The organism is Enterobacter sp. ECC-019 (genome assembly GCF_043974075.1).
Classification (GTDB): Bacteria; Pseudomonadota; Gammaproteobacteria; order Enterobacterales; family Enterobacteriaceae; genus Enterobacter; species Enterobacter asburiae_D.
This window is the reverse complement of record NZ_CP143759.1, coordinates 4,344,828-4,365,996: the sequence shown is the minus strand read 5'-3', so window position 1 is coordinate 4,365,996 and position 21,169 is coordinate 4,344,828. Positions and strand designations below refer to the sequence as shown.

Sequence of the window (21,169 nt, the reverse complement as noted above, 5' to 3'; positions counted from 1 at the left end):
TATGAGTGAAGATATTAAGAAAACCGCCATCACTGCAGCTGGTTATATTTATCAAAATCGCCAGGGCCTTAAGGTCCTGTGCGATTGGCTTGATGCGCCGACGCGCTATAGCCGCGTGAAATTTGAATGTGATAATGAAAATGAAGCACCACAGGGACTAGATGATATCGTCATCGAACGAAGTGATGGCTTCGTTGACCTTCAGCAGATCAAGTTCACCCCAGATTCTGAGACGCATCTTCTATCTTGGGATTGGATGCTGGAGAAAACGGGCAAGACAGAGCGGTCGAGATCGATGCTACGCAAATGGTTCGATGCTTTCAAACAACTTGATCCAGTGCGTATTGGCGAAATTTCGCTCATAACGAATCGCCGACCAGATGCTGCTATTGAGGTTTGTCTGGAACGAGACCGGATTGATCCTTCTAAGATCCCAGAACCTCAGCGCACCTTGGTAGAAGTTGAACTCGGCGGCGTTGAGGAATGCAAACTTTTCTTCAGACAATTATGTATTCGACACAGCGATAAGGGCTATCTTGCATTGGAGCATGAAGTTGATGCTCGCCTTCGACTGCATGGTACGCCAGAGGGAATCGCTAATCTAAAATATGTGGCTCTGAATTGGGCAACGCAAAAAAATCTCCCTGCGCCGGATGGCTGGATCAAACTGGCAGAGGTTGGAACCATCTTGCGAGCTTCACCTCCAGCTCCTTTGCCAGAGGATTTTGTTGTTCCAGAAGGTTATGAGGTTCCTGATGAAATATTCCATCAAGAATTTGTCCAGAGCACAATTAATGCTACCGGAAAGGCAATTGTGCTGACTGGTCCACCAGGACGCGGAAAGAGTACTTACCTGAGCGCACTGTGCGACACGCTTGCAGAAAAAGGTATCCCAACGGTTCGCCATCACTATTTTCTGTCGACAACCGAGCGAGGCCGCGACCGGGTTAATAGCTACGTTGTCGAGCAATCCATTCTGGCGCAGATCCAACAGTTTCACGAGGATGTCCCGAAGACTGGTGGAGGCTTACATACACAATTGGAGGCATGTGCTGCCCACTACAAAGTACTGGGAAAGCCATTTGTGCTCATTCTTGATGGTTTGGATCATGTCTGGCGTATCAACGCTGAGGATAAACGGCCACTAGATGACCTTTTCTGTCAGGTAATTCCCTGCCCGGAAAATATGGTACTGCTCGTCGGCACTCAACCGGTAAATGACGAACAGTTGCCAGCGGATTTGCTCGCCTTTGCACCAAAATCTGAGTGGCATACATTGCCTGCAATGTCTGAGAGTGCAGTACTTTCTTATCTACGTAGAACAGTTCAGGAAGGCTGGCTTACAACTGGTTTTGAAAGTGAAGAACAAATTGAAGAACAACTGCAGAGTGCAGCATCCGCTCTTCGTAAGAAAACTAATGGCCATCCTCTTCACGTTATTTATGCTACATCAGAATTGAAACATTCGGGTCGCAGACTATCCAGTTGGGATATTGAGCAGTTGAAGGGAGACTTGAGCCAAGACGCCCGATTTTACTATGCATCTCTATGGGAACGTCTTGCTCCAAGCCAAAAGGATACGCTAAGGCTTATCTGTGCCTTTACTTTTTTCTGGCCTAAGACAGCCTTCTCAGAGATTGCTACCAAAATTAAGGCGGTGGAACCAGATGTGGATAAAGTAGAGCATTTGCTCCATTCGTCTGTGGCTGGTCTTAAAGTCTTCCATGAAAGTTTGGCTGTTTTCGTACGTGCAACTGATGACTATGAGAGTCGAATCAATGAATTAATGCCTGTTATTGCAGACTGGCTTGAACACCAGGCACCTACTTCACTACGAGTGAACTGGTTATGGACAGTTCAAGCGAAGCTTGGTAACCCCAACAATCTCATTACAGGTTTAACTCGTGACTGGATCATGAGTCGCTTAAAAGAAGGATATTCAGAAGCTTTATTTGAGATATTATTGTCAGAAGCCCTGAGCGCTGCGCTTGAAACTGCAAATTTTTCAGATGCCTACCGGTTGGCGCATCTGAAAGCTCGTATGGTTGATGGAAGTCAATTTCAGATGCAGGATAGCGATCTGGCTAGGCTCATATCTTTTACATTGACACTAACCTCAGAGGAAAGTGTGATACGTGAGTCTATAGCCTCCAGGCATGAAACGGATATTTTACACGTTGTTGCACTTGGTCTGGCCTTACTGTCTCGAGGGGATATTATTCAGGCAGAAATTTGCGGTGAAGAAGCCTTTTATCGGTTCAGAGCCCTATGCCAATTTTCCAATAAATATAATTCAAGGGCTGGTTCTGATGAACTCTCGTTTCTGGCCAGTGCATTTACACAGCTTGGCGTTATCGCTGATACATCTGAAAATCTCGCTTGGTTAGTCGACAAAAATAGCCCGGACATATGGTTACCTCGCGTTCAAATGCTGATTCAAAAAGGTAATTTGGATGATTTAATGTTGCTAGCAGCTTCTCTACCCGATGGACAGAAAAAGAACATAATTAGCGATGCTTGTATACGAGCGGCTGCGGTTGCAGGGGTAGTAGTGACCGAGCGAGAGGACTTCGACGAACTTGTCAGAACTCCATTTGTGGCTGCAATAGAGGTCGCGTTAATCAAAACCTCAACTCCTTCGAGCCAACCAATCCCGGTGAACTGGATAAGCGACAGCTATTACAAACACAAAGATAATTTGGCGACTCTCACGCACCACTGGCTGTTTGGTGCCGTACATCTGAATCTTTGTATGATTGCAGAAGGGCAAACAAACTTCGAGCACATCAAAGCCCCTATGTACGAAGATAGAGAAGATATTACTGATTATCTCAATGTACTGTCCGGAATTGGTGCACAAATAGCCCAACGATGGTGGTGTGGGGAATTCATCAACTTCCATGAGCTGTATGAATTACTCGAGCCTGTTGAATCGCGGCGATTTAGACAAAGTTATTTTAGAAAATCGGCAACAGCGGACTTTCAAGCGGCACTACACCGTATTGCTTGCGATATATATATTGGTAGTGTTCTGCTTTCGGGAACTAGTGCTGTGGTACTTTCCCAATCGACTATTGATGCTGCGTTGCAATGCGCTTGGTTCGATAGTGCGTCATTCCGCACTCAGTACGCATCTGGTTCATTGATCAGAATGGCCGACGAAGCGGCTATAACATTCATTGGCGCTCAACGTTTGTTACTTGATGCAGACATTCAAAATGAGACCAGTGTACATCTTCAAATACCATTACAACTCTGTGCGATAGCGATCTCCCATCAACTGAATTCGGAGGCTCGTGAGCTTTGCACGCAGACGTGGGAATTGACCACTGGATACGGACATCGTAAAGATCCGACACTGAGTAATACGGTTGATGCCATCGCTTATTTAGTTGATGTAGTGCCGAAAGAAGCTTGTCGGTTACTGGCTAAAATTGCGCCGCAAATACACCATGTTTTGGATTACACCGATGGTAAGGGTACGAGACATGTTCTTGCTGAAGCAGATCGGCTACTGGCAAAGCTGAAGCCTTCCGCATTGGTAATAAAATTTGAAGAGCATACATGTGTGGGTGACTGGGCTTTGGCCGAGAGCAGTATGCAGGCCTACATCAAACAGGGAATCATTGAAGAGTGGCCTCTGGATGCTCTAATGCGCACAGGCCTTCATCCCGAAATTCGGGATACACTTCAACAACTTGTAGAGGATGGTTGTACAACTGCTTCCGAGCGGCTTCGCATTCTTGAAGAGCATAATGGATGGGATATTGGTTGTTTACAGCGCCACGAAAATTCAAGTAGTGACGCTGACAATAAACCTTATGAAGGTGATGTGACGGTCTTTAGACCTGAACAATTGGAAGACTTGCTCAAAGTTCTGGAACCATATTACAAAGAGCGTCCAAAACTTCTCCGTACTTGGTATCAGCACTGGGAAAGCCAAAAGCAGGGGCGAAATTTACTCGTCGAACTGGATAAGATTCTATTTGCAAAAAACAACAAATGGCTGAGGGAAGCTCTACATCTTTCCGAGTTTGCATTTCAAACAAAACGTAGATTAAGTGGCTTAACTGCAGCTTGGAAGTATCTTGTTCATGCACAGATCCGTAATGGGGGATGGATTGGTTACATGGAGAACGTGGATGTGACTTGCAAAAGACTCGACCTGGTTGCCCAAAATTATCCGCAGCGCTGTGATGAATTTGTGGCCGTAACAACCTACAACATGTTTGATGAGCCAGTGTCGTCACGCCTAGCTCCATCGGAAGTTATGGTCTATTTCTACGTTAAGCAAAATCGCATTGATGAAGCTGTAAAGTTCACAGAGACGATGGTTAATTGTGTGATTGAGGATACTCGGACCTTGCCCTTAGAACCACCTTGCTGGATGTCAAAACTGCTCGAGCCAATCGCCCAGGAAGTGAAATGAACGATCTTCGCATTCTTATTGCCCGTCTTGGATGGCCTGCTACGTCTGCTCGGTGGTGGACTATCCAGGAGCTTGCCGCTCGACTGGGAAAGCCTGAGACGAAAGCTGAAACCGAATCATTGCTGCTTCAATTGCTGCGCTCGCGCAAACTTGAAGCCGAGGTTGTCGAAGTATTATGTATTTTCTGGATGGCAATTAAAGAGTTTAACTACTTTCCTACGACTTTGTTGGCAGAGAATATTCTTCTACCCTCACCACTTTCATCATTGTTGATGAAAGATTTTGGGTTATCGATTCTGCTCGTGAATACTGATTTGGAACTAGCTCCAGAAGACTTCATCATTCCCGATGACTTTGATAGTGTTCAAGGTACGGATTTGCCAAGAATCTTCCATATAACCATTAGCAAGTTGGAAACTTTTACCCGCTGTCCATTTATTCGACAAATGGCCTTCGAATGGACAAAAAACCGGACGGCATATCCAAATGCACCGTACCAAGGGGATGCAGGATATTTCATTCGGCCCTTGGGAGAGGGCTTTGCCCCTCATTTTTCCTCTCGAACAGCCCTTCGCGTAATTTCCGCTTATCTTCGCACGTTAGCTGTGGCTAGACACATCTGGAGGATACCAATGGAGTTGACCGAGCAACATTCTCTCTTGGCGTTGCCTATCCATCCAACTTTGGCTTTTCTTCGACCTTATCGTCCCGAATGGCTCTCAGTATCGACTGAATTCAAAAGTGATAGTAAGGCGATCGAGGCTTCATTGCGAACTTTCTTTGCTCAAGTAGAGGCGGCAAACCCAGGAGACGAGCTAATTGCATTTAGCTCGCCCATTTCAATGTCAATGGAACAGTGCGTAGAGTTGTCGATTGTTCGGTGGTCACAAACTGTAAGCAGTGATAAGGAAGGAGCGGACTCGTTGACATCCCATATTGAATCGTTCTGGACACGTGAACAAATGCTTTCCAGCCAAGCTCCGGATCCCCTCAGTACAACAACCTTAATAACTCCACCAACTTTTGAACAACTGGTGAATAAAACTTGTATGGCTTGGCCATTGGCGGGAACGCTCGATTTTGGTCGGATAGGATACCTACAACATGATTTGTATCCATCCCGGTTATTTTTACCGACGATGCCAGGCATAGAAAATTCTCTTGAAGTCATCCCGCATGATGGGCGTCTACAGGTTAAGTTAAAGGACCTAGTCGTCGCAGAGCTTCATTATTGGAATGCTGGATGGGGGCCAGCTAGGCTAGGGCAAATTCAAGGTAATTGTGGGACAGCCCTCATATCGCGAGGCACTACATATCGCGAGAGAAACATAACAAATACCGGGTCATTGCGCTCATTTTACTCTTGGCAAGTACGTAAATTCCATCGTAATGGAAGTTATGGCCGATTCAGTGAAAAAATTACGAGAGGGGTGGTATTTGTTTGATGTTATTTCTTAATTCATAAGGGGAACTTATAACTTATAACTTATAACTTATAACTTATAACTTATAAGTGATGTCAGTTATAGATAAAGTAAAAGGATATGAATGTTACTCATGAGCCAATTTAAATTCACAGAGCTTCATGCTATTTCGGAAAAGCCACAGAATGATGATGCCGCTTGGTTAATAGAGGCTGAAAGGTCAATTAAATTTCTGAAAGAAAATGCTCAAAATGATGAAGTGGTTATCTACGCGATTGGAAATAGTGTCCTAATTCATGGCGCGCTAGCTCTAGAGAAAAATGTTACTACAGCAGATAGATGGGCATTGCAGAATATGCGTATGGATGTTGAGTGTTGTTGGAAGATTCAAAAGTCATGGGGTGGAGGTCAAGGACATCGTATTTATCTTGAGCCACCTTTAGATGGGGTGTTCAAAGGGGGAGAGGCATTAATTTATCGTCGTAGGTTTCATGGCGTTGAAGAAGGACGTGCACCTATCGAATTAAGTCAGAAACTTGTGCACAGCCTTGGGTTATATTACTTGCCAGAAAGAAATGCATATTGTCGTCTCGATGAACGGGGTGATATTGAAGATGTAATCAGGATGATTAACAAAAATATTTCACCTCCTTTTAATTATCTGGATATAGTTACTATTAAGAGAAAGGATTTAGATACATTCATGGTTTTATCCAAAACATGTCTTGTTTTAAAGTTTGATTTTACACGTGTCAGATGGGGTAATTTTGCTGGCTGGGGGAATATCAACAGATATACTAAAGATGAAGGGGGGCTTTTTTATCATGGTGGTATTAACGGGGAAGCCAGTTACTGTAATGGTGTAATGATCATTCGCCCTCAAGTAACTGTGCGCGGTCTGTTAAAAGCATGGAAGGATGAAGATAATCCATCTAAAAGGAAATACGCAACCTTTAAAATATACGATCGTAAAAATAGCTGCAATGTTGAAACATCTTGCGGACCAGACTCACTATCTAACTATTTTCAAGAAAATAAATTACCGTGGGAAGTTTCACCTGCCTTTTTTAGAGCAGAAGTGTTACATCGTTTCAAGGCGGATCCAGAAAAATATACTTTAGATGAAAGAAGTATTGCTTGTCGAAATGCTTGGTATTTAAAATCCTATGATATTAATGAGGCCGGGCAAGTTCATGTATACATTGGTGATTTGGCTCATTTACCTTATGAAGAACAGCTCTATTGGCAAGCCTTCAATGAATGGCCAAAAGGAACAATTTCTAAGCGTGCATTTCAGACGGATATTGTTGGGGAATGGTATCTGTCCAATGAACCATTGTTGGCACTCAAACACAAAATTTCGCTAATGGACAAGAATCCTCCCATCTGGTGGAAGCCACGGGGTACAGTATTGAGTGACGCTGTTCAGTATCCTGCAACAGATTCAATCAAAGAGTGGGGTGATGAAATCCTTGCGCTTGATCAGTATTTAGTTGAGGGCTTTTTACCAAAGCCACTGAGTGAAATTGCTAAATATGAGGGCCGAATCATTGAACCCAAATGGGGATCCTTGCGCATACTACAAGAAGCTCTTATTGCTAAAAGTGCAACAGTAGATGAAGCGAAAATGTTAGTTCAGCCTATGCAAAAACTGCATGCTCTACGAACCGAAGTACGCGGACATGCTTCTACAGAAAAAAAGAAGAAAGCGATATTAGAAGCGCGTACCGATCATGAAAATCTACGTGCACACTTCACTAGCCTTGTGGGGCAATGTGAAGCATCATTTAATGATATTTTAAGGATTTTTGATTTTAAAATAGATGATTAGCTATTTTTGTAATAGATGATAATTGGGGGGTATAATACTTGCCAATCTTAGTCATAGTTGTGTGAGACTTATCGAGCGGGTGAGAGGTCAGCTTCAATTATGAAAATGACCTCTAAAGTTTATAGATTTAGTAATATGAAATATTCTTAATTTTTATATTTTACACATGTTAAGTATCTTGAGCCCTTCACTAGCTGATGACTCAACAGAGCATGAGAATAATTCTCTTAATCCCAAATGTTCTTGACTCACTAGAACTTTCAAAGGTTTTTCAGTCAAAAATAAATCACAATATCCTAAAGCTGCTTCGGCATGATGAAAATCTAAAAGATCATTACCATTGAGCTGGCGTTTCTGATCCCATCTTACTGCAGCATGACAAGTGGCACCAATATGTAAAGTACGGACTAATTGTGCAAATTGTTTAAGTTTTTCATTTTTTGATTTTTTCTTATTATTAATTTCATCATTGTTATATCCGGCCTTGTAAGCCTCTTTGAATATCTGGATTAATTGCTCGTTGAAAAGGCTTAACACTCCGTCGAACTCAATACGATATGCGTGTTGATAGCTTCTAAGCTCATTGGTATGCTCTTTATTAGCCAAGTTAAGCATTTCTGCTGTTTTCTGCCAATCAAATTGTTCCCAGCTTTCATAGTTGATATGGTTCATCATTTCAACGAGTGAAATATCCCACATATGATCAAAAAAAGATTTCTGAATGATCAGTTCTTCAGCTGCATCGAAAGATGTATCGTATGGATGGTAATCGCCGAAAATATAACTTAGTTTGGTCCATACTAATTGATCAATTGGAATGCTGTCCTTAGTTCCCAAAATCGAATACGTAGCATTACATAATTCTTGTTTGACTCTCTCATGACTAGCTATAAGTGTAACTCCAAAACTCAGATGATCAATAATTTTGGCTGTGGCCATCCTTGTTTCGATATCGTTCTGTTTCATTAGTTCTAAAAAAACAGTAGCAGATATAGGGCAAACTACCTTTCCATTATCAACCAAGTACTTTATTTTTTGTAGGAGATTAATTAAGTCTCGATCGTTATTATTCCCAAGCTCAATATCTCTAAAAAAAATCCAGAACCTTAAGTCGAGATAAATCTTGTATTTTTTGGAGATTTCTTTTCCAAGTTGTAGTCTTTTATTTTGTATGTGCTGGGCTAGAGTTATGTTTGGTTGTTTGCGGTGAATTTCTATTGTATTCATCATTTTTGCTTGCTTGTTATGAAAAAATAAAAGGTTAATGTAGTGTTTATAGCACGATAAATTTGGTATGTATTATGTCAACTTCTAAAATCTGATTGTTATCAGATTTCCTTTTTCGCGATTTTTTTAGAAAGTGTAACATATATCTATATAAATGCTATTTTAAACTATCTTAATTAATGTAGCATGGTTTTGCCTTAATCCAATAAAAAATTTCAATTATCTCAAGTGATTATCTTTTCTAAGGATAATCACTTGAGATTTTAAATCCACTACCCAACCAATCTAAGACCTGCTATTTCGTTACAAACGGTAGGAATACTATCTGCCGCTTTTATAAGGTTTGCCCACCACTGCATCATCGGGCGTCTCTGCTCAAGATAATCGCTGCGATTGTAAGCGCGACGTACTTCATTTTTGTCCACATGAGCCAGCGCCGCTTCAATAACATCAGGTGGGAAGCCTTGTTCATTAAGGGCGGTACTGGCGATAGAACGCAAGCCATGAGAAACGAGAACGCCTCCCAATCCAGCACGTTTGAGTGCTGCATTCACTGTTTGGCTATTCATCGGCTGGGTTGGTTTGATTCGACTAGGAAAGATAAATTCTCGGCCACCACTGAGTGACTTCATCATTGCCAGAATAGCGAGAGCTCCATCAGACAATGGAATCGTATGCTCCCGGTTCATCTTCATTCGAGCTGCAGGAATTTTCCATTCTTTAGCTTCAAAATCGATCTCATCCCATCGAGCTTCAGCGGCTTCGGCAGGACGGGTAATAGTAAGAAGCTGCCACATGAACAGGCATCGTGTTGACTGGCTGATGTTTGCTGTTCGCATCGTCTGCATCAGTTGAGGCAGTTGATCAGGCCGGATGCTCGGCATGTTCTTTTTCTGAGGCTTCTCGAACGCTTTTCCGATATTTACGCTGGGAACCGCATCAATCAGGCCCGTGTTCTGCGCATAAATCATGACTTCGTTAATACGCTGACAAAGACGGCGAACAGTTTCTAATGCACCTCTAGCCTGAACCGGCTGAACTGCTTTAACCAGAGTATGAGCCTTAATCTCAGTGACACTGATATCACCGATTGCTGGAAAAACATCTCTCTCAAGCGAGCGCCAGATATCGTCGGCATAGTCCTCTGTCACGCTGGCTTTCTTCATATTCCACCAACGCTCGGCAACTAACAAGAAGGTGTTGGTTTTGGCCTCTTGAGAATTCCTCACCTGTTCTTTCTGATGTTCCTGAGGATCAATATCTTTTGCCAATAAAACTCGAGATTCGGCTCTGAGTTTACGCGCATCAGAAAGTGAGACGGCAGGGTAGGCACCGAAGCTCTGCTTGGTTCGCTGCTTTGTCAGAGGTCGATAGTAACGGAACTGCCAGAGCTTACTACCACTGGACTTGATTAACAGAGTAAGCCCGTCACCATCATACAGCTGGTAATCGGCATCTTTAGGTTTGGCGGCTTTGATTTCCGTATCGGTTAACGGCTTGGTTTTTCTTGCCATGGGGAGTCTCCATGCATTTAGGCCCAACGAAAACAATAGAGCTTTTCGTTGGGCCTATCAATGGGCCTAAAAGGTTCGGATTTAATTAGTTCTCTTCGGACTTCGCGGGACAAATTGCAGATACAAAAAAGCCCGCAGGGCTTGCGCCGTGCGGGCTCTTAGGACTTCATCAGATGACTCTGGTAATCACCGATGGAGAATTTTGGTGGAGCTGGCGGGAGTTGAACTCGCGTCCGAAAGTTATTTAACTCATTGAAAATAAACAGTTCTGTCACTGTGACAGGCCTCAAGTGCATTTTACGTGCATATTGAGGTCTGCCTAACGTCCTGATTCTGTCCAACATTTTGAAAAATTTCCCCCGCTACAGCGCGGCTGAAATTGCGGTTTTACCGTCATATTCAGCCAGGTATTTACCGTAGTTGCGGAATATCATTTCCGGCCCTTTGTGGCCCATTTGTCCTGCAAGCCAGAAGAGGTTAACGCCGTGGCTAATATGCTTGGTGGCGAATGTGTGCCGCGTCTGGTACGGGTTACGATAGCGCACGCCAGCTTTTTTCAGGGTCGGCACCCATGCTTTTTTACGGATAGCGTCGGCGTTCGCCCAAGGTTCTCCCGTTTTCGGGTCGCTGAATATGAACTCACTTTTCATAAAGGTGTATTGCTTCTGCGCCTGCAGGGCCGCCAGCGCCTCACTGTTCAGCTCCACCTTACGGGTACCGGCTTTTGTCTTGGTGCCTTTAAGTACCCCTACGACACTGGCCGCTCGAACGTGGGCTGTGTTCGCGATGGTGTCGAGATCAGGCCAGCGCAGCGCGCACAGTTCGGAGCTCCGCAGACCGGTATTGAAAGCAAAGCGGAACAGGTTTTCCCATTCCGGGTACCTGCAGCTCTGGTAAATGGCGAGGGTTTCCGCTGGCGTGAACGGGTCAACCTCGTAATCGTCGGCGCTCGGGCTGCTGTCGATCACGTGGTACCGGCTGGCGCTGACGAGGGTTACCGGGTTAATGGTCAGCAGACCATCCGTAACAGCTTCATCGATGGCGCTGCGCAGAAACGAAAGGTTATTCCTGGTCGTTTTCAGCTTTGTTTTCCGGCTGGCTATCCAGTTTTTAAGGACCGCTGGCGTCAGTTCTGACACGTGGAGTTTATGCAGAGCTGACAGCGCCGACAGGCATTTTTCATAACCGTTGATAGTCGACGGGGACAGGTTGCGGTTCTGGCAGATTTTCAGGTACTCGTCCAGGTAGGACTTTATGTTTTTGGTTTTCTTCACCACCCCGAACAGCTCCAGCTTTTTGGAGTTGGGGAAATATTTCGCATATTCAAAGGTGCCACTGACGATCTGGTTTTGTATCTCCCCGAGCAGGCGCTCGGCGTACTTCACACCGCGCGCGTTTGCTTCCATTTTGGAGAGGGGCTCCCGGCACAGAACCCCTTTGTATGTGAAAGTGATAACCAGAGTGTCGCCAGTTTTATGCTGGCGGATGGTTACTCCTCTTGGGAGAGATAATGATCCTTGTTCTTTCTTGCCCACTTTGAAACCTCCGTTAAGTCAATCCAGCGTTCTTTAACGCCATCGACTTTTAATACATGTACTCCCTCCTTCCATAACCCCCTTTGTATCCGTTTGTTAACGGCTTCTACCGTTTCCCCCGCGTCCCTGCAGTACGTAGAAAGGGGTACACAGTCAAGACTCATGGCTGACCTCCTGCCCGAAAGCCTGGGCATTTTCCAGTTCATTAGCTGCATAAATGAGGGCGTTGTGATGCGCGCGAAAACCACCATCGAGTTCGCGAGCAGCTCTGTCTCGCAAGATGTCGATCGCAGCCTGATAGTCATTCTGGCAATCGGCTGACTTTTCAGCCGAACAGGCTGGCAGCTCCCCCAGTACCATCAACATGTTTTCCGGGTCGATGGGAATGGTGGCGAGCCCCAGCTCTTTGGCCTCCACCGCTAAACGGGTCCAGCGGTTAATAATGTCTTGGTGTTTACTCACGGCAAATCCTCCCATTTGAGGTTTTTACCTGTTCGGCGATGGATTTCATTCCTTTTCAAATGCAGCAGATGTCTACAGTAATCACAGCAATCCATGTTGTTCTTCGGATTTTTAATCGCCTTTGCTCTCCGATATGTGTATGTACCGCAGGCGCAACGAACCACGTAACGCATACTGTCGCCTTGCTTGATAGCGGCGATCCCAATTACGGTCATTCGCCCGAAAGTTCTCCCTCGGAATAAATCAAACTGTTCCCGCTGCGTTCGATCCATTTGATTTATAACAAGAGTAGGGAGTGGTGTTTCGCTATCCCCCTGCTCGCGTTTTTTGTTTGGCTGCCAATCAATGCCCTTGCTGATTACCCTCGCTGCAACGCGATCCGCGGGTACTCTCGCTACGTCGAAAAAATCTTTTGCCATCTTGAACACCATCAGAAATTCATCAAAAATTTGTACTCAATCAGCGAGCCGAACACGACGGCCACCAGCAACAGGCCAAACAGCAGAGAAAGGAAGAATGCTTTCATTTTCTGTCCTTCAGTTTGCTGTATCGTTCATGGCTCATTACTTCCCAGTTCTGGCCGCCGTCTCGGGACAGCAGTCGCCAGCGGCGATTAACCTTCAGGCTCAGGTTTCCGGAGCCGTGCATACGGCAGGGATGAATCCGCCTGGCTCTGAACTGGCGGAGGACATGGACCGCCTGCAGGTGCACCCACTCAGGAATTCGTATCGCTGTCAGGGCCATTGTCCTTCTCTCCTGCAGGTGGGGTGATCGTGTAACCGGCTTGTTCAGCCATCCATAAAAAAGTCTCCAGCGATGCTGTAACCTCGCCGTTCTGAACCGGGCGCGCGTGGATAACTTTCCCGTTCTCGATTGTCAGCACGATATTTACTGGTTCGTGCGTGATAATTGGTGTCTGGTCACTCATGGCTTGTCTCCGCTGTGACTGTCTTTTGTTTCTTGGCAAACTCGACCAGCTCAGCAATGAGATCGTCGATTAATGCCTTTCCGCTTTCTGTCAGGAACTCACCGCTGCCATTCACATCTACGGCGTTGCTGTAAATTCCTCTGATGGTTTTTACGCCGTCAATATTCCCGTATTCACTGAGAGCCAGCTTTTCGAATCGTCTCAACAGACCATCAAGCAGTATTTCTGTTAATTCGACGGTGTTTATTCCCCCCTTAGGCATATTAATAATGATGCAGGTGCTTCCGGTTTTACGCTGGTGGCGTAATAACGCAGCCTTTAAAATTCGTCGGCGATATGTTTCTATTAATTTATCCATTGCGCTGTTCTTCCTCCAAACTCATAACTATTTCTTCCTCCTTTTCGGTCCATCCGTGAATCTCAGCGGCTAGGTCATAAACCAGAGCGCATAGAGTTTTAAGTTGAAATCGGTCGAGCTTGTCGTGATATTCATATAATGTTTGCGACAAACCAGATAACTGTTCTGCTTTGATATTCACACCCTGAATATCCTGCCTTTTTAAAATGCTCATAATTACCGTCCATATGCTTTTTTAAGGTAAAGTCGAGCGATTACCTCGTAACCGCAGGCCGCATAAAGGCATGCTGATCTATATGCCGTTTTATCTTTGATGAAAGTCATACGAAGCGCCTCACAGCTAAAGATGCGACTACTCTTCCGTGAATACGTATGTCTTTTTGCTCACCGGCATTAAGCGTGTAAGTTTGGTAATGGAGATTGTCAGAAATAATCTTTAGTGCCCCGTCCGACAAGGGTTCTATTCGCTTGATGAACAGGCAGTTACGGCCAAAAACATCGCCCGTAAAAACATAGATTCCTGGGGTAAGAACGCGGCCTCCACAATCAACGAAAGCTACAATCTCACAGGGTTCGATAGTCGGCTGCATTGAATCACCTTCCATCCTGCAGCTCTTAACTCTGTTTCCAAAATCATTAATATTGTCAGAGCCGAAAAGCATTTGTGGTGTTTTAATTGGCTCGTTGAAAGAAAGTGAATTTTGCATTTTCATTTCCTCAGGGTGAGTTTGGTCACGCCAGTTAAGGCGTTATATTTATTTCTATATTTATTTAATCAATGATCTAGCGGAAAACATATTTTTAATATCAGGATGCTCATTAATGATTTTTTTAGCTTCATCACAGGCATCATCATAGCTTTTGAAAAAATCAACTAATACGAAATAGTTTTCATATCTTTGGTAAATCGCAAATTCTATCCCATCGATAAGATTGGTGATAAATTCGTAATTAGCATCGCCCTGATAGGGTTGCGCTGTTTTTAAATATACCCAATGGCTTCTGCTTTCTTTGATTTTTTTATGAATATCAAAGTGCCTATTACCCGTTACCACTTGTGGATCTCTTTTCATTTCTCTGGCTCCGTCACTTGCCGATGAAATGAATAATACTAGATGTTTTAGTATCTGCAATACTAAAAGTATATTTTTGTGGTAAGGATGTGCTTACTTATTGAAATGTAAAGAAATAAAAAAAACCTGTCAGGAGGACAGGTTTTGTACTGTTAGTAGCTTAATCAGAGCCACATCATAGCTTGAACAACGACACCTATGATCCTGCAATTGCCGTTGATTGGAATGAGAGGATATTGAGGATTCAATGGCTTGAGATAGGTTTTCCCGGCGTCAATTACCAGTTTTTTAAAGGTCGCTTCGTTTGCGTCGGTAAGCTTGGCAACTACTAAACTCCCATTGATTGGTTCTTTACCTGTATCGACTAAAACGTACATACCTTCAGGAATGCTCATACCGACAGGAGAAGTCATTGAGTCACCCTGGACTTTCAACCAGAATCCTTGACCTTCAATGTGTGCATCGGAATCGTACCATTCATCAATGTCTTTGAGTGTGTACGGTTCTATAGCCTCACACCATGCCCCTGCACTTACCCAGCTAATGAGCGGGTATGTCCCACGTGGTTTGGCCGGGCCATGATAAGTAACGTTTGATACCTGAGATAACAGCTCAGCTTCTTTAGCAAGAGCTGGGCTGAAACTCGAAATCGGCTCATGAAGCAGTTTCGCAAACTTAGCTGCAACTGGAAGATTCAGTGGGTTTCTACCGTTCAGGTAATGACCGACAGCTCCCTGAGAAATGTCCAGTTCGTCGGCCATATCAGCTTGGGTGATGCCCAATTCTTTTTTCTTCGAGTCATACAAGGCCTTAAGGCGCGCTGCGTCTTGAAGCTGTTCTGTCGTCAATCTGCTTTTCTTTTCCATAGCCTGATTTAATACCAAAAGTTTGATTATGTCTCCTACCTATAGTACCCTTCATTTTAATACTTTTAGTAGTATTTAATCGTAGAGGACGTATGAACCAGATTACTCTTAAGGAATACGTGAAAGAGCACGGCCAGGTAAGAGCTGGCGCAGCGCTCGGAGTAACGCAAATTGCCATAAGCAAAGCATTAAGAGCCGGTCGGGAAATCTTTGTTGTGATTTCTGAGGAAGGGACTGTTTCAGCTTTCGAAAACAAAGCATTCCCATCTAAGCGGCGAAGCGATGAAACCAGAGCCTGAGTTACTCAGCATCTTACCTTCCGATTTTAGCCATGCGGATGCCGAGTGGATTAAGCAGCAGTTACTTAGCCTGACACCAACTGCACGACAAAAAGCTATCCAGCGTTATGCAGCTGTGTATCAGGAGACGTTCGAGGCCGAACCCGTTTCATACCGCAAGGAGAACCGGGCAAGGCATGAAGCAAACACAAGGCTTCGCCTGTTTGTGAGAAATCAGGGCAGGGCTTTACAGGGGTATACCGCCGAACCTCCCCTGGCTGGAACGCAATCGCGCTCCTCATTGTTTCGGGTTTAAAGGTACCCGAACAGAAGCAGGCTTAAAGGTGCCTGTTCAGGTTGGCAACCAACTGACCCAACTCCTCATGTGTACTAGGTAAGTAGTACGTTTTTATGGGGAAGAGGGAAAGGGGGGTAAGGGGGGATTGGGTGTAGGGGCAGGAATAGGGTCTTTTCCAACAGGAGAGATCCATTGGTTAAGTAGATCACTGTCTTAAGGGCGCAATTTAAAAAAACGCCTGTATCAGCAAGGTAGTACAAAGCGCTCAGGCGCTGAGAAACGAAAAGGGTTCTTCCTGGAAGAGTGATTTTTCAGAGGAGCTGAATCAGAAGGGAGGCTGGCAGCCTTTGGGGAGGCCACCAGCCATGTGAGGGGGAATCCATGAAAACCACATCACAAAATGATTATCTCATCAGCACGGGGGCAGCACAATGGAGCTGACGATCACGCCGAATTTTGCACAGGAACGAGCGCTAAACATGTTGCGCCGTGACTGGAAGGCAAACGACACCTTCATGGTGTACTCGCCAACTGGTAGCGGTAAAACGGGTTTGGCCGCCTTCATCGTTGCCGGGTTTGTCAGCCGTGGTATGCGCGTCCTGTTCTGTGCACCGTACACCATCCTGATCGGTCAGACGGCTAATCGGTTCGTGGAGTATGGATTACCGGGCGATGAAATCGGTTATATCTGGGCGGATCACCCGAACTACGATCCGGACCGGAAAATTCAGATTGCCAGCGCCGACACGCTTATTCGTCGAGTTTTTCCTGAAAATATTGATCTGCTGATTATCGACGAAGCACACCTGCGTAAAAAACGCATCCTGAAGGATATCGAACGTCTGCGTGGCAAAGGCGTAAAGGTGATTGGTCTGTCGGGTACTCCGTTTTCCCCGTTCCTGGGCAAATACTATGACCGACTGATTAAGCCGACCACCATCGGCGAGTTAATCCAGCGTGGCGATCTGAGTAATTACGAATTTTACGCGCCAACTAAGCCGGATCTGAAAGGCGTTAAAACCAAAGCATCGCTTGAGTACGGCAGCGATTACAACGAAACGCAGCTGGCTGAAATCATGTGCGGCTCTACGCTGGTGGGCGACATCGTACAGAACTGGCTGGAGAATGGCCGGGATCTGCCTACCATCGCTTTCTGTGTCAACGTAGCCCACGCCAATTACCTGACAATCCAGTTTAACCTGGCGGGTGTTAACGCTGAGGTCATGACCGCCGACACTCCAGTGGATGAGCGCCAGACCATCATTCACCGCTTTGAAACTGGTGCAACGAAAATCATCGTTAGTGTGGGCGTTCTGGTGGCCGGCTTCGATAGTGACGTTCGTTGCATCATCTACGCCAGGCCAACAAAAAGCGAAATTCGCTGGCTGCAGGCGCTCGGGCGTGGCTTGCGCACCGCGCCGGGTAAAGAGTCTTGCCTCATCTTCGATCACAGCGGCACCGTGCACCGTTTGGGTTATCCGGATTCAATCGAGTACGACGATCTTCCCGGTAAGTCTGACGGCATGGAGGAAAGCGCGCGCCGCGCAGCTGAGGAACGGGCCGAAAAACTGCCACATGAATGCTCTCAATGCCATTACATGAAGCCAGCTGGCGTCTATGTATGCCCGAAATGTGGGTATAAGCCGCTGGGCGGTGAGGACGTCGATACCGACACCGGCCGCAAACTCAAAAAGCTGGGTAAAAACCAGCATCAGCCCACGAAGGCAGAGAAACAGGCCTGGTGGAGTCAGATCAAATTCTATCAGCGCCAGCGCGTATCGCAGGGGAAAAAGCCCGTCAGCGATGGCTGGTGCGCAAATACCTTTCGCGAACGGTTTGACGAGTGGCCTAACGGGTTAAGCGATTTCCCGATGGAGATCACGCCGACCGTCTCTAATTTCATCCGGCACAAACAGATTGCGTATGCGAAAGGACAGGAGAAGGCCAAGCGCCTGCAGGAGGCATCAGGCACGGCAGCCCCATCCTCAGTACAGCAAGCACAGAAAGCGATTAGCGATATCAAACAGCAGTTAGGAAAACGAGCATGAAGACGGCAGAAGCAGCAAAAGGCCAATGGGCCATGATTTTCGAACATTACGGACTGCCGCCGATCACCGGTAAACACCATTTCAGAGGCAAATGTCCGCTTTGTGATTCGATTGGTAAATTCCGCATCGATGACCGCGACGGCGCGGGAACCTGGATTTGCACCTGCGGCTACGGTACGGGATTGGACTTGGTTACCAAAACCCAGGGCAAACCATTTAACGAGGTTTGCCGCGAAATTGATGAGCTGATCGGCAATACGTTCAGGCGTGACAAAGTGCCTGAAGCCAGTGACGCTTCTAAACTGCGGAAAAAGGTACTCAACAATTTTGCAAAAATGGCTCCTTTGCGCGGTACATCCGGCGCCGATTACCTTAATTCTCGCGGTATTTTTAAGCTTCCAGCCGAGGCGGTACGGTTAAACCCAAAGCAACGGCATAACGGCCGTGTCTACCAGTCGATCTATTCACTGGCAACGGACGATAAAGGGGAACTGTGTTACCTCCACCAGACGTTACTCGATGGCGCAAAAAAGGCTGATATCGGGGCCAGCGCAAAGCGACAGAAATCACTACAGGAAGATAACTATCTCGATCATGCCCGGTCAGTTGCGATCCGTATGTTCCCGGTCGCCAGCACCCTGGGCATTGCCGAAGGCATCGAAACGGCCCTATCTGCGCACCAGATTTATAACGTGAATACCTGGGCGACTATGACGGCAAATTTCATGAAGAAATTCCGCGTTCCTGCTGGTGTTAAGCACCTGATTATTTTTGCCGACCGCGACGAGAACAGCGCTACCGGGCTGGCGGCTGCGTATGAATGCGCTCATGCCAATCTGCTGGCAAAGAATGACCTGCAGCGCGTGAGCGTGTACTGGCCGGATCACGATGATTTCAACAATATGCTCATGAACGGTGATCAGGTTCGTGAGCTGGTTTTCCACAAGAAAAAGGCGGCTGCGTAATGCGTACTGATAACAACGAACATAAAGCACTATTCACCATCCCGACGGCAGCGCACAGCTCCGCCCTCGCAAACATCAAGCCTCTGCCCGAGCAACGGAGAATCACCGGGCATAAGCAAACTGACGCTTATCTTTGGGTGCTGGAGGTGATCCGTCTGAACGAACCCGCACATCTGGACGCAGCCGAAGCCGCGCTGGAGAAAATTAAAATCTCCCCAAAAGAGGCCGAGGAACGTTACGCGCGTTATTTGCTGGCGAATGGTGGCGATCCTTTCCAGGTTGCCTTCGGTACCATCGGCATGGATAACCCGGCCCGGGTAATCAAGAACGCCCGGGAGAACATCAAAAAAGCAGCATCAGTCAGGGCCACGTTCGGCAGCTATGAGGCAGCTCTCGAAGATGTGGAGGCCGAGCGAGTAATCAAGTCTTCCCCGAAATTTATCGACGATCACCTTTGGGGATGGACTCCGGCCGAGAAGAAAGCTGGCAGCATTAACGGCAGCCGTATGAACGAAATTGATGAACAGCGCCGGGCATTTGTTGAAGGCTATCGTGATGTACTGCCAGAGCCCGATACGCTTTCTGACGTTGTTCGTGAGTTTGTTTACTGGGACTGGCTCTACAGCGTTCGTCACACTGCAACTAAAGAACAGGGCTATGAATTTGGTTACTCCGAGCATCACGAATCCGTATATGACCGTGAGCGTTACCTTGAAAAATTGCTGGCAACCATCAAACCCGTGACGCGAGCTGAAGCTATCGAGGTATGTCGCTGGTTCCTTGAAAGTGAAAAGGGCCAATACATGGAGAACCACGGCGCAGCGGTGATTCTTAACCTGGTAGGGGAGTGTGAATAATGAAACTGGAAGCGTCACTCAAACATTTCAGCCCACAGGGAATGCACATCAGCGACGACGTGAAAGGAACCTCTCCGGATCGTATCACCGGCACCGATGTTATGGCGGCCATTGGTACCACCAGCAGCCGAGCGCGGTTTGGCCTGGCTGCCTTCTTTGGTAAGACCGGGATCAGCAAAAGTGATGAGCAGCTGGCTGTACAGGCTCTGGCGCGTCATGCAATGGAATCAGCGCCCAGGAATGTACGTAAAGTAGCTGCAGGAGAGTTTGGCTGGTGCATGCTTACGCTTGCACAATTCGCCTTTGCTGAATACTCCCGTTCAGCGGAAACCAGCGTGACGTGTCACAGCTGCAGCGGCAGCGGATTAACCTCTCAGTATGAGGATGTGATCAAACATCCTGGAGTCTTCAACTCTGACGGAATGGAAATCGTACCGCCGAAAATCAAGCACGAACTGGTCAAGCGTAAATGCGCGGCATGTAACGGTAAAGGTGAGCTGCTGGCCCGATGCCGTTGCGGCGGCAAAGGTGAGGTGCTCGACCGCAAAGCCACAAGCGAGCGCGGCGCGCCGGTGTTCAAAACCTGCGAGCGCTGCAGCGGAAACGGATTTTCTGGGGTGCCGTCTACTGCAGCCTATAAAGCGATACTGAAGCGAGTCCCGGATCTGCACGTCAGAACGTGGACCCGTAACTGGAAACCGTTTCTGGAGGCGCTTGTCGACGTCTGCCACAGGGAAGAACAAAAAGCGGACTCGGCGTTTCAGGACGCAACGAGCTTTCGTGATGATGTGAACAAAATTTAGCATATTAGCGACTTAAAACTTGATTTTGTCCGAACTTGTCGTGTATGCTTCAAATCGTAGGTTATTGCGCCTGCACGAAATCAAACCCGCCTCCGAGCGGGTTTTTTTATGGCCGTAACAGGGAAGAGCATTGGGCTTATGGGCGTTCTGCGTCGAGGGCCACCCTTCGGGGGTAAGAGTGACGATAACCCGTCACAGTAGGCTCAGTGCTCTCCCCGTTACGGTTAATTGCAGTCCTCAGAGACAAGCCGAAGATAAGCATCGGCAACCGTA

General features: G+C 46.5%; 22 protein-coding genes. 9 read left to right on the top strand and 13 right to left on the bottom strand.

The window, feature by feature from the left end:
- Position 1: 1 nt before the first annotated feature.
- The 3 genes from V1566_RS20690 (at position 2) to V1566_RS20680 (ending at position 7,684) form a co-directional block, all read left to right on the top strand.
- On the top strand, positions 2 to 4,429 hold the full coding sequence (locus V1566_RS20690) for an NACHT domain-containing protein (RefSeq protein ID WP_395304487.1): 4,428 nt from the start codon (positions 2 to 4) through the stop codon (positions 4,427 to 4,429).
- Positions 4,426 to 5,874: a multidrug DMT transporter permease gene (locus tag V1566_RS20685; protein WP_395304486.1), complete on the top strand. Its 1,449-nt coding sequence runs from the start codon at positions 4,426 to 4,428 to the stop codon at positions 5,872 to 5,874. Before V1566_RS20690 ends, V1566_RS20685 begins: the two co-directional genes overlap by 4 nt.
- Positions 5,875 to 5,986: 112 nt before the next feature.
- Positions 5,987 to 7,684, top strand: coding sequence for a hypothetical protein (locus V1566_RS20680; protein ID WP_395304485.1), 1,698 nt, complete (start codon positions 5,987 to 5,989; stop codon positions 7,682 to 7,684).
- 153 nt (positions 7,685 to 7,837) lie between these two features.
- Here V1566_RS20680 and V1566_RS20675 read toward each other — a convergent pair whose 3' ends face one another.
- The 13 genes from V1566_RS20675 to V1566_RS20615 form a co-directional block, all read right to left on the bottom strand.
- Positions 7,838 to 8,914 carry a hypothetical protein gene (locus V1566_RS20675; protein WP_228157409.1) on the bottom strand — a complete coding sequence of 359 codons (1,077 nt, stop codon included), beginning with the start codon at positions 8,912 to 8,914 and terminating at the stop codon, positions 7,838 to 7,840.
- Between the two features lie 269 nt (positions 8,915 to 9,183).
- Positions 9,184 to 10,425, bottom strand: coding sequence for an integrase (locus tag V1566_RS20670; RefSeq protein ID WP_395304484.1), 1,242 nt, complete (start codon positions 10,423 to 10,425; stop codon positions 9,184 to 9,186).
- Positions 10,426 to 10,787: 362 nt separating this feature from the next.
- Positions 10,788 to 11,960 (bottom strand): Arm DNA-binding domain-containing protein, encoded by a 1,173-nt coding sequence (locus V1566_RS20665; RefSeq protein WP_395304483.1) that lies wholly within the window; start codon positions 11,958 to 11,960, stop codon positions 10,788 to 10,790.
- Positions 11,915 to 12,124, bottom strand: a complete 210-nt coding sequence (locus V1566_RS20660; protein ID WP_000050710.1) for a hypothetical protein — start codon at positions 12,122 to 12,124, stop codon at positions 11,915 to 11,917. The genes V1566_RS20665 and V1566_RS20660 overlap by 46 nt, the downstream gene beginning before the upstream one ends.
- Positions 12,114 to 12,422: a hypothetical protein gene (locus tag V1566_RS20655; RefSeq protein ID WP_370967652.1), complete on the bottom strand. Its 309-nt coding sequence runs from the start codon at positions 12,420 to 12,422 to the stop codon at positions 12,114 to 12,116. Before V1566_RS20655 ends, V1566_RS20660 begins: the two co-directional genes overlap by 11 nt.
- Positions 12,419 to 12,841 carry a hypothetical protein gene (locus V1566_RS20650; RefSeq protein WP_395304482.1) on the bottom strand — a complete coding sequence of 141 codons (423 nt, stop codon included), beginning with the start codon at positions 12,839 to 12,841 and terminating at the stop codon, positions 12,419 to 12,421. The genes V1566_RS20655 and V1566_RS20650 overlap by 4 nt, the downstream gene beginning before the upstream one ends.
- A 103-nt stretch (positions 12,842 to 12,944) precedes the next feature.
- Positions 12,945 to 13,166: a hypothetical protein gene (locus V1566_RS20645; RefSeq protein ID WP_112018797.1), complete on the bottom strand. Its 222-nt coding sequence runs from the start codon at positions 13,164 to 13,166 to the stop codon at positions 12,945 to 12,947.
- Positions 13,138 to 13,350: a hypothetical protein gene (locus V1566_RS20640; protein WP_023325728.1), complete on the bottom strand. Its 213-nt coding sequence runs from the start codon at positions 13,348 to 13,350 to the stop codon at positions 13,138 to 13,140. Before V1566_RS20640 ends, V1566_RS20645 begins: the two co-directional genes overlap by 29 nt.
- A complete protein-coding gene (locus V1566_RS20635; protein ID WP_395304481.1) occupies positions 13,343 to 13,708 on the bottom strand; it encodes a hypothetical protein in 366 nt (121 codons plus the stop codon). Before V1566_RS20635 ends, V1566_RS20640 begins: the two co-directional genes overlap by 8 nt.
- Complete coding sequence (locus V1566_RS20630) at positions 13,701 to 13,922, bottom strand: hypothetical protein (protein WP_182014130.1); 222 nt, start codon at positions 13,920 to 13,922, stop codon at positions 13,701 to 13,703. Before V1566_RS20630 ends, V1566_RS20635 begins: the two co-directional genes overlap by 8 nt.
- A 106-nt stretch (positions 13,923 to 14,028) precedes the next feature.
- Positions 14,029 to 14,415 (bottom strand): S24 family peptidase, encoded by a 387-nt coding sequence (locus V1566_RS20625; RefSeq protein ID WP_302324382.1) that lies wholly within the window; start codon positions 14,413 to 14,415, stop codon positions 14,029 to 14,031.
- Between the two features lie 60 nt (positions 14,416 to 14,475).
- The gene (locus V1566_RS20620; RefSeq protein ID WP_395304480.1) at positions 14,476 to 14,781 is read right to left on the bottom strand and encodes a hypothetical protein; all 306 of its coding nucleotides are present in this window, start codon (positions 14,779 to 14,781) and stop codon (positions 14,476 to 14,478) included.
- 164 nt (positions 14,782 to 14,945) lie between these two features.
- Positions 14,946 to 15,647 (bottom strand): LexA family transcriptional regulator, encoded by a 702-nt coding sequence (locus tag V1566_RS20615; RefSeq protein ID WP_103142036.1) that lies wholly within the window; start codon positions 15,645 to 15,647, stop codon positions 14,946 to 14,948.
- A gap of 92 nt (positions 15,648 to 15,739) precedes the next feature.
- Between V1566_RS20615 and V1566_RS20610 the strand changes: the two genes are divergently transcribed.
- The 6 genes from V1566_RS20610 (at position 15,740) to V1566_RS20585 (ending at position 20,896) form a co-directional block, all read left to right on the top strand.
- Positions 15,740 to 15,946, top strand: coding sequence for a Cro/CI family transcriptional regulator (locus V1566_RS20610; protein ID WP_060569205.1), 207 nt, complete (start codon positions 15,740 to 15,742; stop codon positions 15,944 to 15,946).
- Positions 15,930 to 16,241, top strand: a complete 312-nt coding sequence (locus V1566_RS20605; RefSeq protein WP_395304479.1) for a hypothetical protein — start codon at positions 15,930 to 15,932, stop codon at positions 16,239 to 16,241. Before V1566_RS20610 ends, V1566_RS20605 begins: the two co-directional genes overlap by 17 nt.
- Positions 16,242 to 16,654: 413 nt before the next feature.
- Positions 16,655 to 18,271, top strand: coding sequence for a DEAD/DEAH box helicase family protein (locus tag V1566_RS20600; protein WP_395304478.1), 1,617 nt, complete (start codon positions 16,655 to 16,657; stop codon positions 18,269 to 18,271).
- Positions 18,268 to 19,236, top strand: coding sequence for a toprim domain-containing protein (locus tag V1566_RS20595; protein ID WP_023325720.1), 969 nt, complete (start codon positions 18,268 to 18,270; stop codon positions 19,234 to 19,236). The genes V1566_RS20600 and V1566_RS20595 overlap by 4 nt, the downstream gene beginning before the upstream one ends.
- Positions 19,236 to 20,093 (top strand): helix-turn-helix domain-containing protein, encoded by an 858-nt coding sequence (locus V1566_RS20590; protein WP_395304477.1) that lies wholly within the window; start codon positions 19,236 to 19,238, stop codon positions 20,091 to 20,093. Before V1566_RS20595 ends, V1566_RS20590 begins: the two co-directional genes overlap by 1 nt.
- Positions 20,093 to 20,896, top strand: coding sequence for an antitermination protein (locus V1566_RS20585; protein WP_248202814.1), 804 nt, complete (start codon positions 20,093 to 20,095; stop codon positions 20,894 to 20,896). Before V1566_RS20590 ends, V1566_RS20585 begins: the two co-directional genes overlap by 1 nt.
- Positions 20,897 to 21,169: the final 273 nt, after the last annotated feature.

Coding starts and splice junctions, on each gene's coding strand:
- V1566_RS20690 (WP_395304487.1), top strand. CDS start 2: ATGAGTGAAGATATTAAGAAAACCGCCATCACTGCAGCTGGTTATATT.
- V1566_RS20685 (WP_395304486.1), top strand. CDS start 4,426: ATGAACGATCTTCGCATTCTTATTGCCCGTCTTGGATGGCCTGCTACG.
- V1566_RS20680 (WP_395304485.1), top strand. CDS start 5,987: ATGAGCCAATTTAAATTCACAGAGCTTCATGCTATTTCGGAAAAGCCA.
- V1566_RS20675 (WP_228157409.1), bottom strand. CDS start 8,914: ATGATGAATACAATAGAAATTCACCGCAAACAACCAAACATAACTCTA.
- V1566_RS20670 (WP_395304484.1), bottom strand. CDS start 10,425: ATGGCAAGAAAAACCAAGCCGTTAACCGATACGGAAATCAAAGCCGCC.
- V1566_RS20660 (WP_000050710.1), bottom strand. CDS start 12,124: ATGAGTCTTGACTGTGTACCCCTTTCTACGTACTGCAGGGACGCGGGG.
- V1566_RS20650 (WP_395304482.1), bottom strand. CDS start 12,841: ATGGCAAAAGATTTTTTCGACGTAGCGAGAGTACCCGCGGATCGCGTT.
- V1566_RS20645 (WP_112018797.1), bottom strand. CDS start 13,166: ATGGCCCTGACAGCGATACGAATTCCTGAGTGGGTGCACCTGCAGGCG.
- V1566_RS20640 (WP_023325728.1), bottom strand. CDS start 13,350: ATGAGTGACCAGACACCAATTATCACGCACGAACCAGTAAATATCGTG.
- V1566_RS20635 (WP_395304481.1), bottom strand. CDS start 13,708: ATGGATAAATTAATAGAAACATATCGCCGACGAATTTTAAAGGCTGCG.
- V1566_RS20630 (WP_182014130.1), bottom strand. CDS start 13,922: ATGAGCATTTTAAAAAGGCAGGATATTCAGGGTGTGAATATCAAAGCA.
- V1566_RS20625 (WP_302324382.1), bottom strand. CDS start 14,415: ATGCAAAATTCACTTTCTTTCAACGAGCCAATTAAAACACCACAAATG.
- V1566_RS20620 (WP_395304480.1), bottom strand. CDS start 14,781: ATGAAAAGAGATCCACAAGTGGTAACGGGTAATAGGCACTTTGATATT.
- V1566_RS20615 (WP_103142036.1), bottom strand. CDS start 15,647: ATGGAAAAGAAAAGCAGATTGACGACAGAACAGCTTCAAGACGCAGCG.
- V1566_RS20610 (WP_060569205.1), top strand. CDS start 15,740: ATGAACCAGATTACTCTTAAGGAATACGTGAAAGAGCACGGCCAGGTA.
- V1566_RS20605 (WP_395304479.1), top strand. CDS start 15,930: ATGAAACCAGAGCCTGAGTTACTCAGCATCTTACCTTCCGATTTTAGC.
- V1566_RS20600 (WP_395304478.1), top strand. CDS start 16,655: ATGGAGCTGACGATCACGCCGAATTTTGCACAGGAACGAGCGCTAAAC.
- V1566_RS20595 (WP_023325720.1), top strand. CDS start 18,268: ATGAAGACGGCAGAAGCAGCAAAAGGCCAATGGGCCATGATTTTCGAA.
- V1566_RS20590 (WP_395304477.1), top strand. CDS start 19,236: ATGCGTACTGATAACAACGAACATAAAGCACTATTCACCATCCCGACG.
- V1566_RS20585 (WP_248202814.1), top strand. CDS start 20,093: ATGAAACTGGAAGCGTCACTCAAACATTTCAGCCCACAGGGAATGCAC.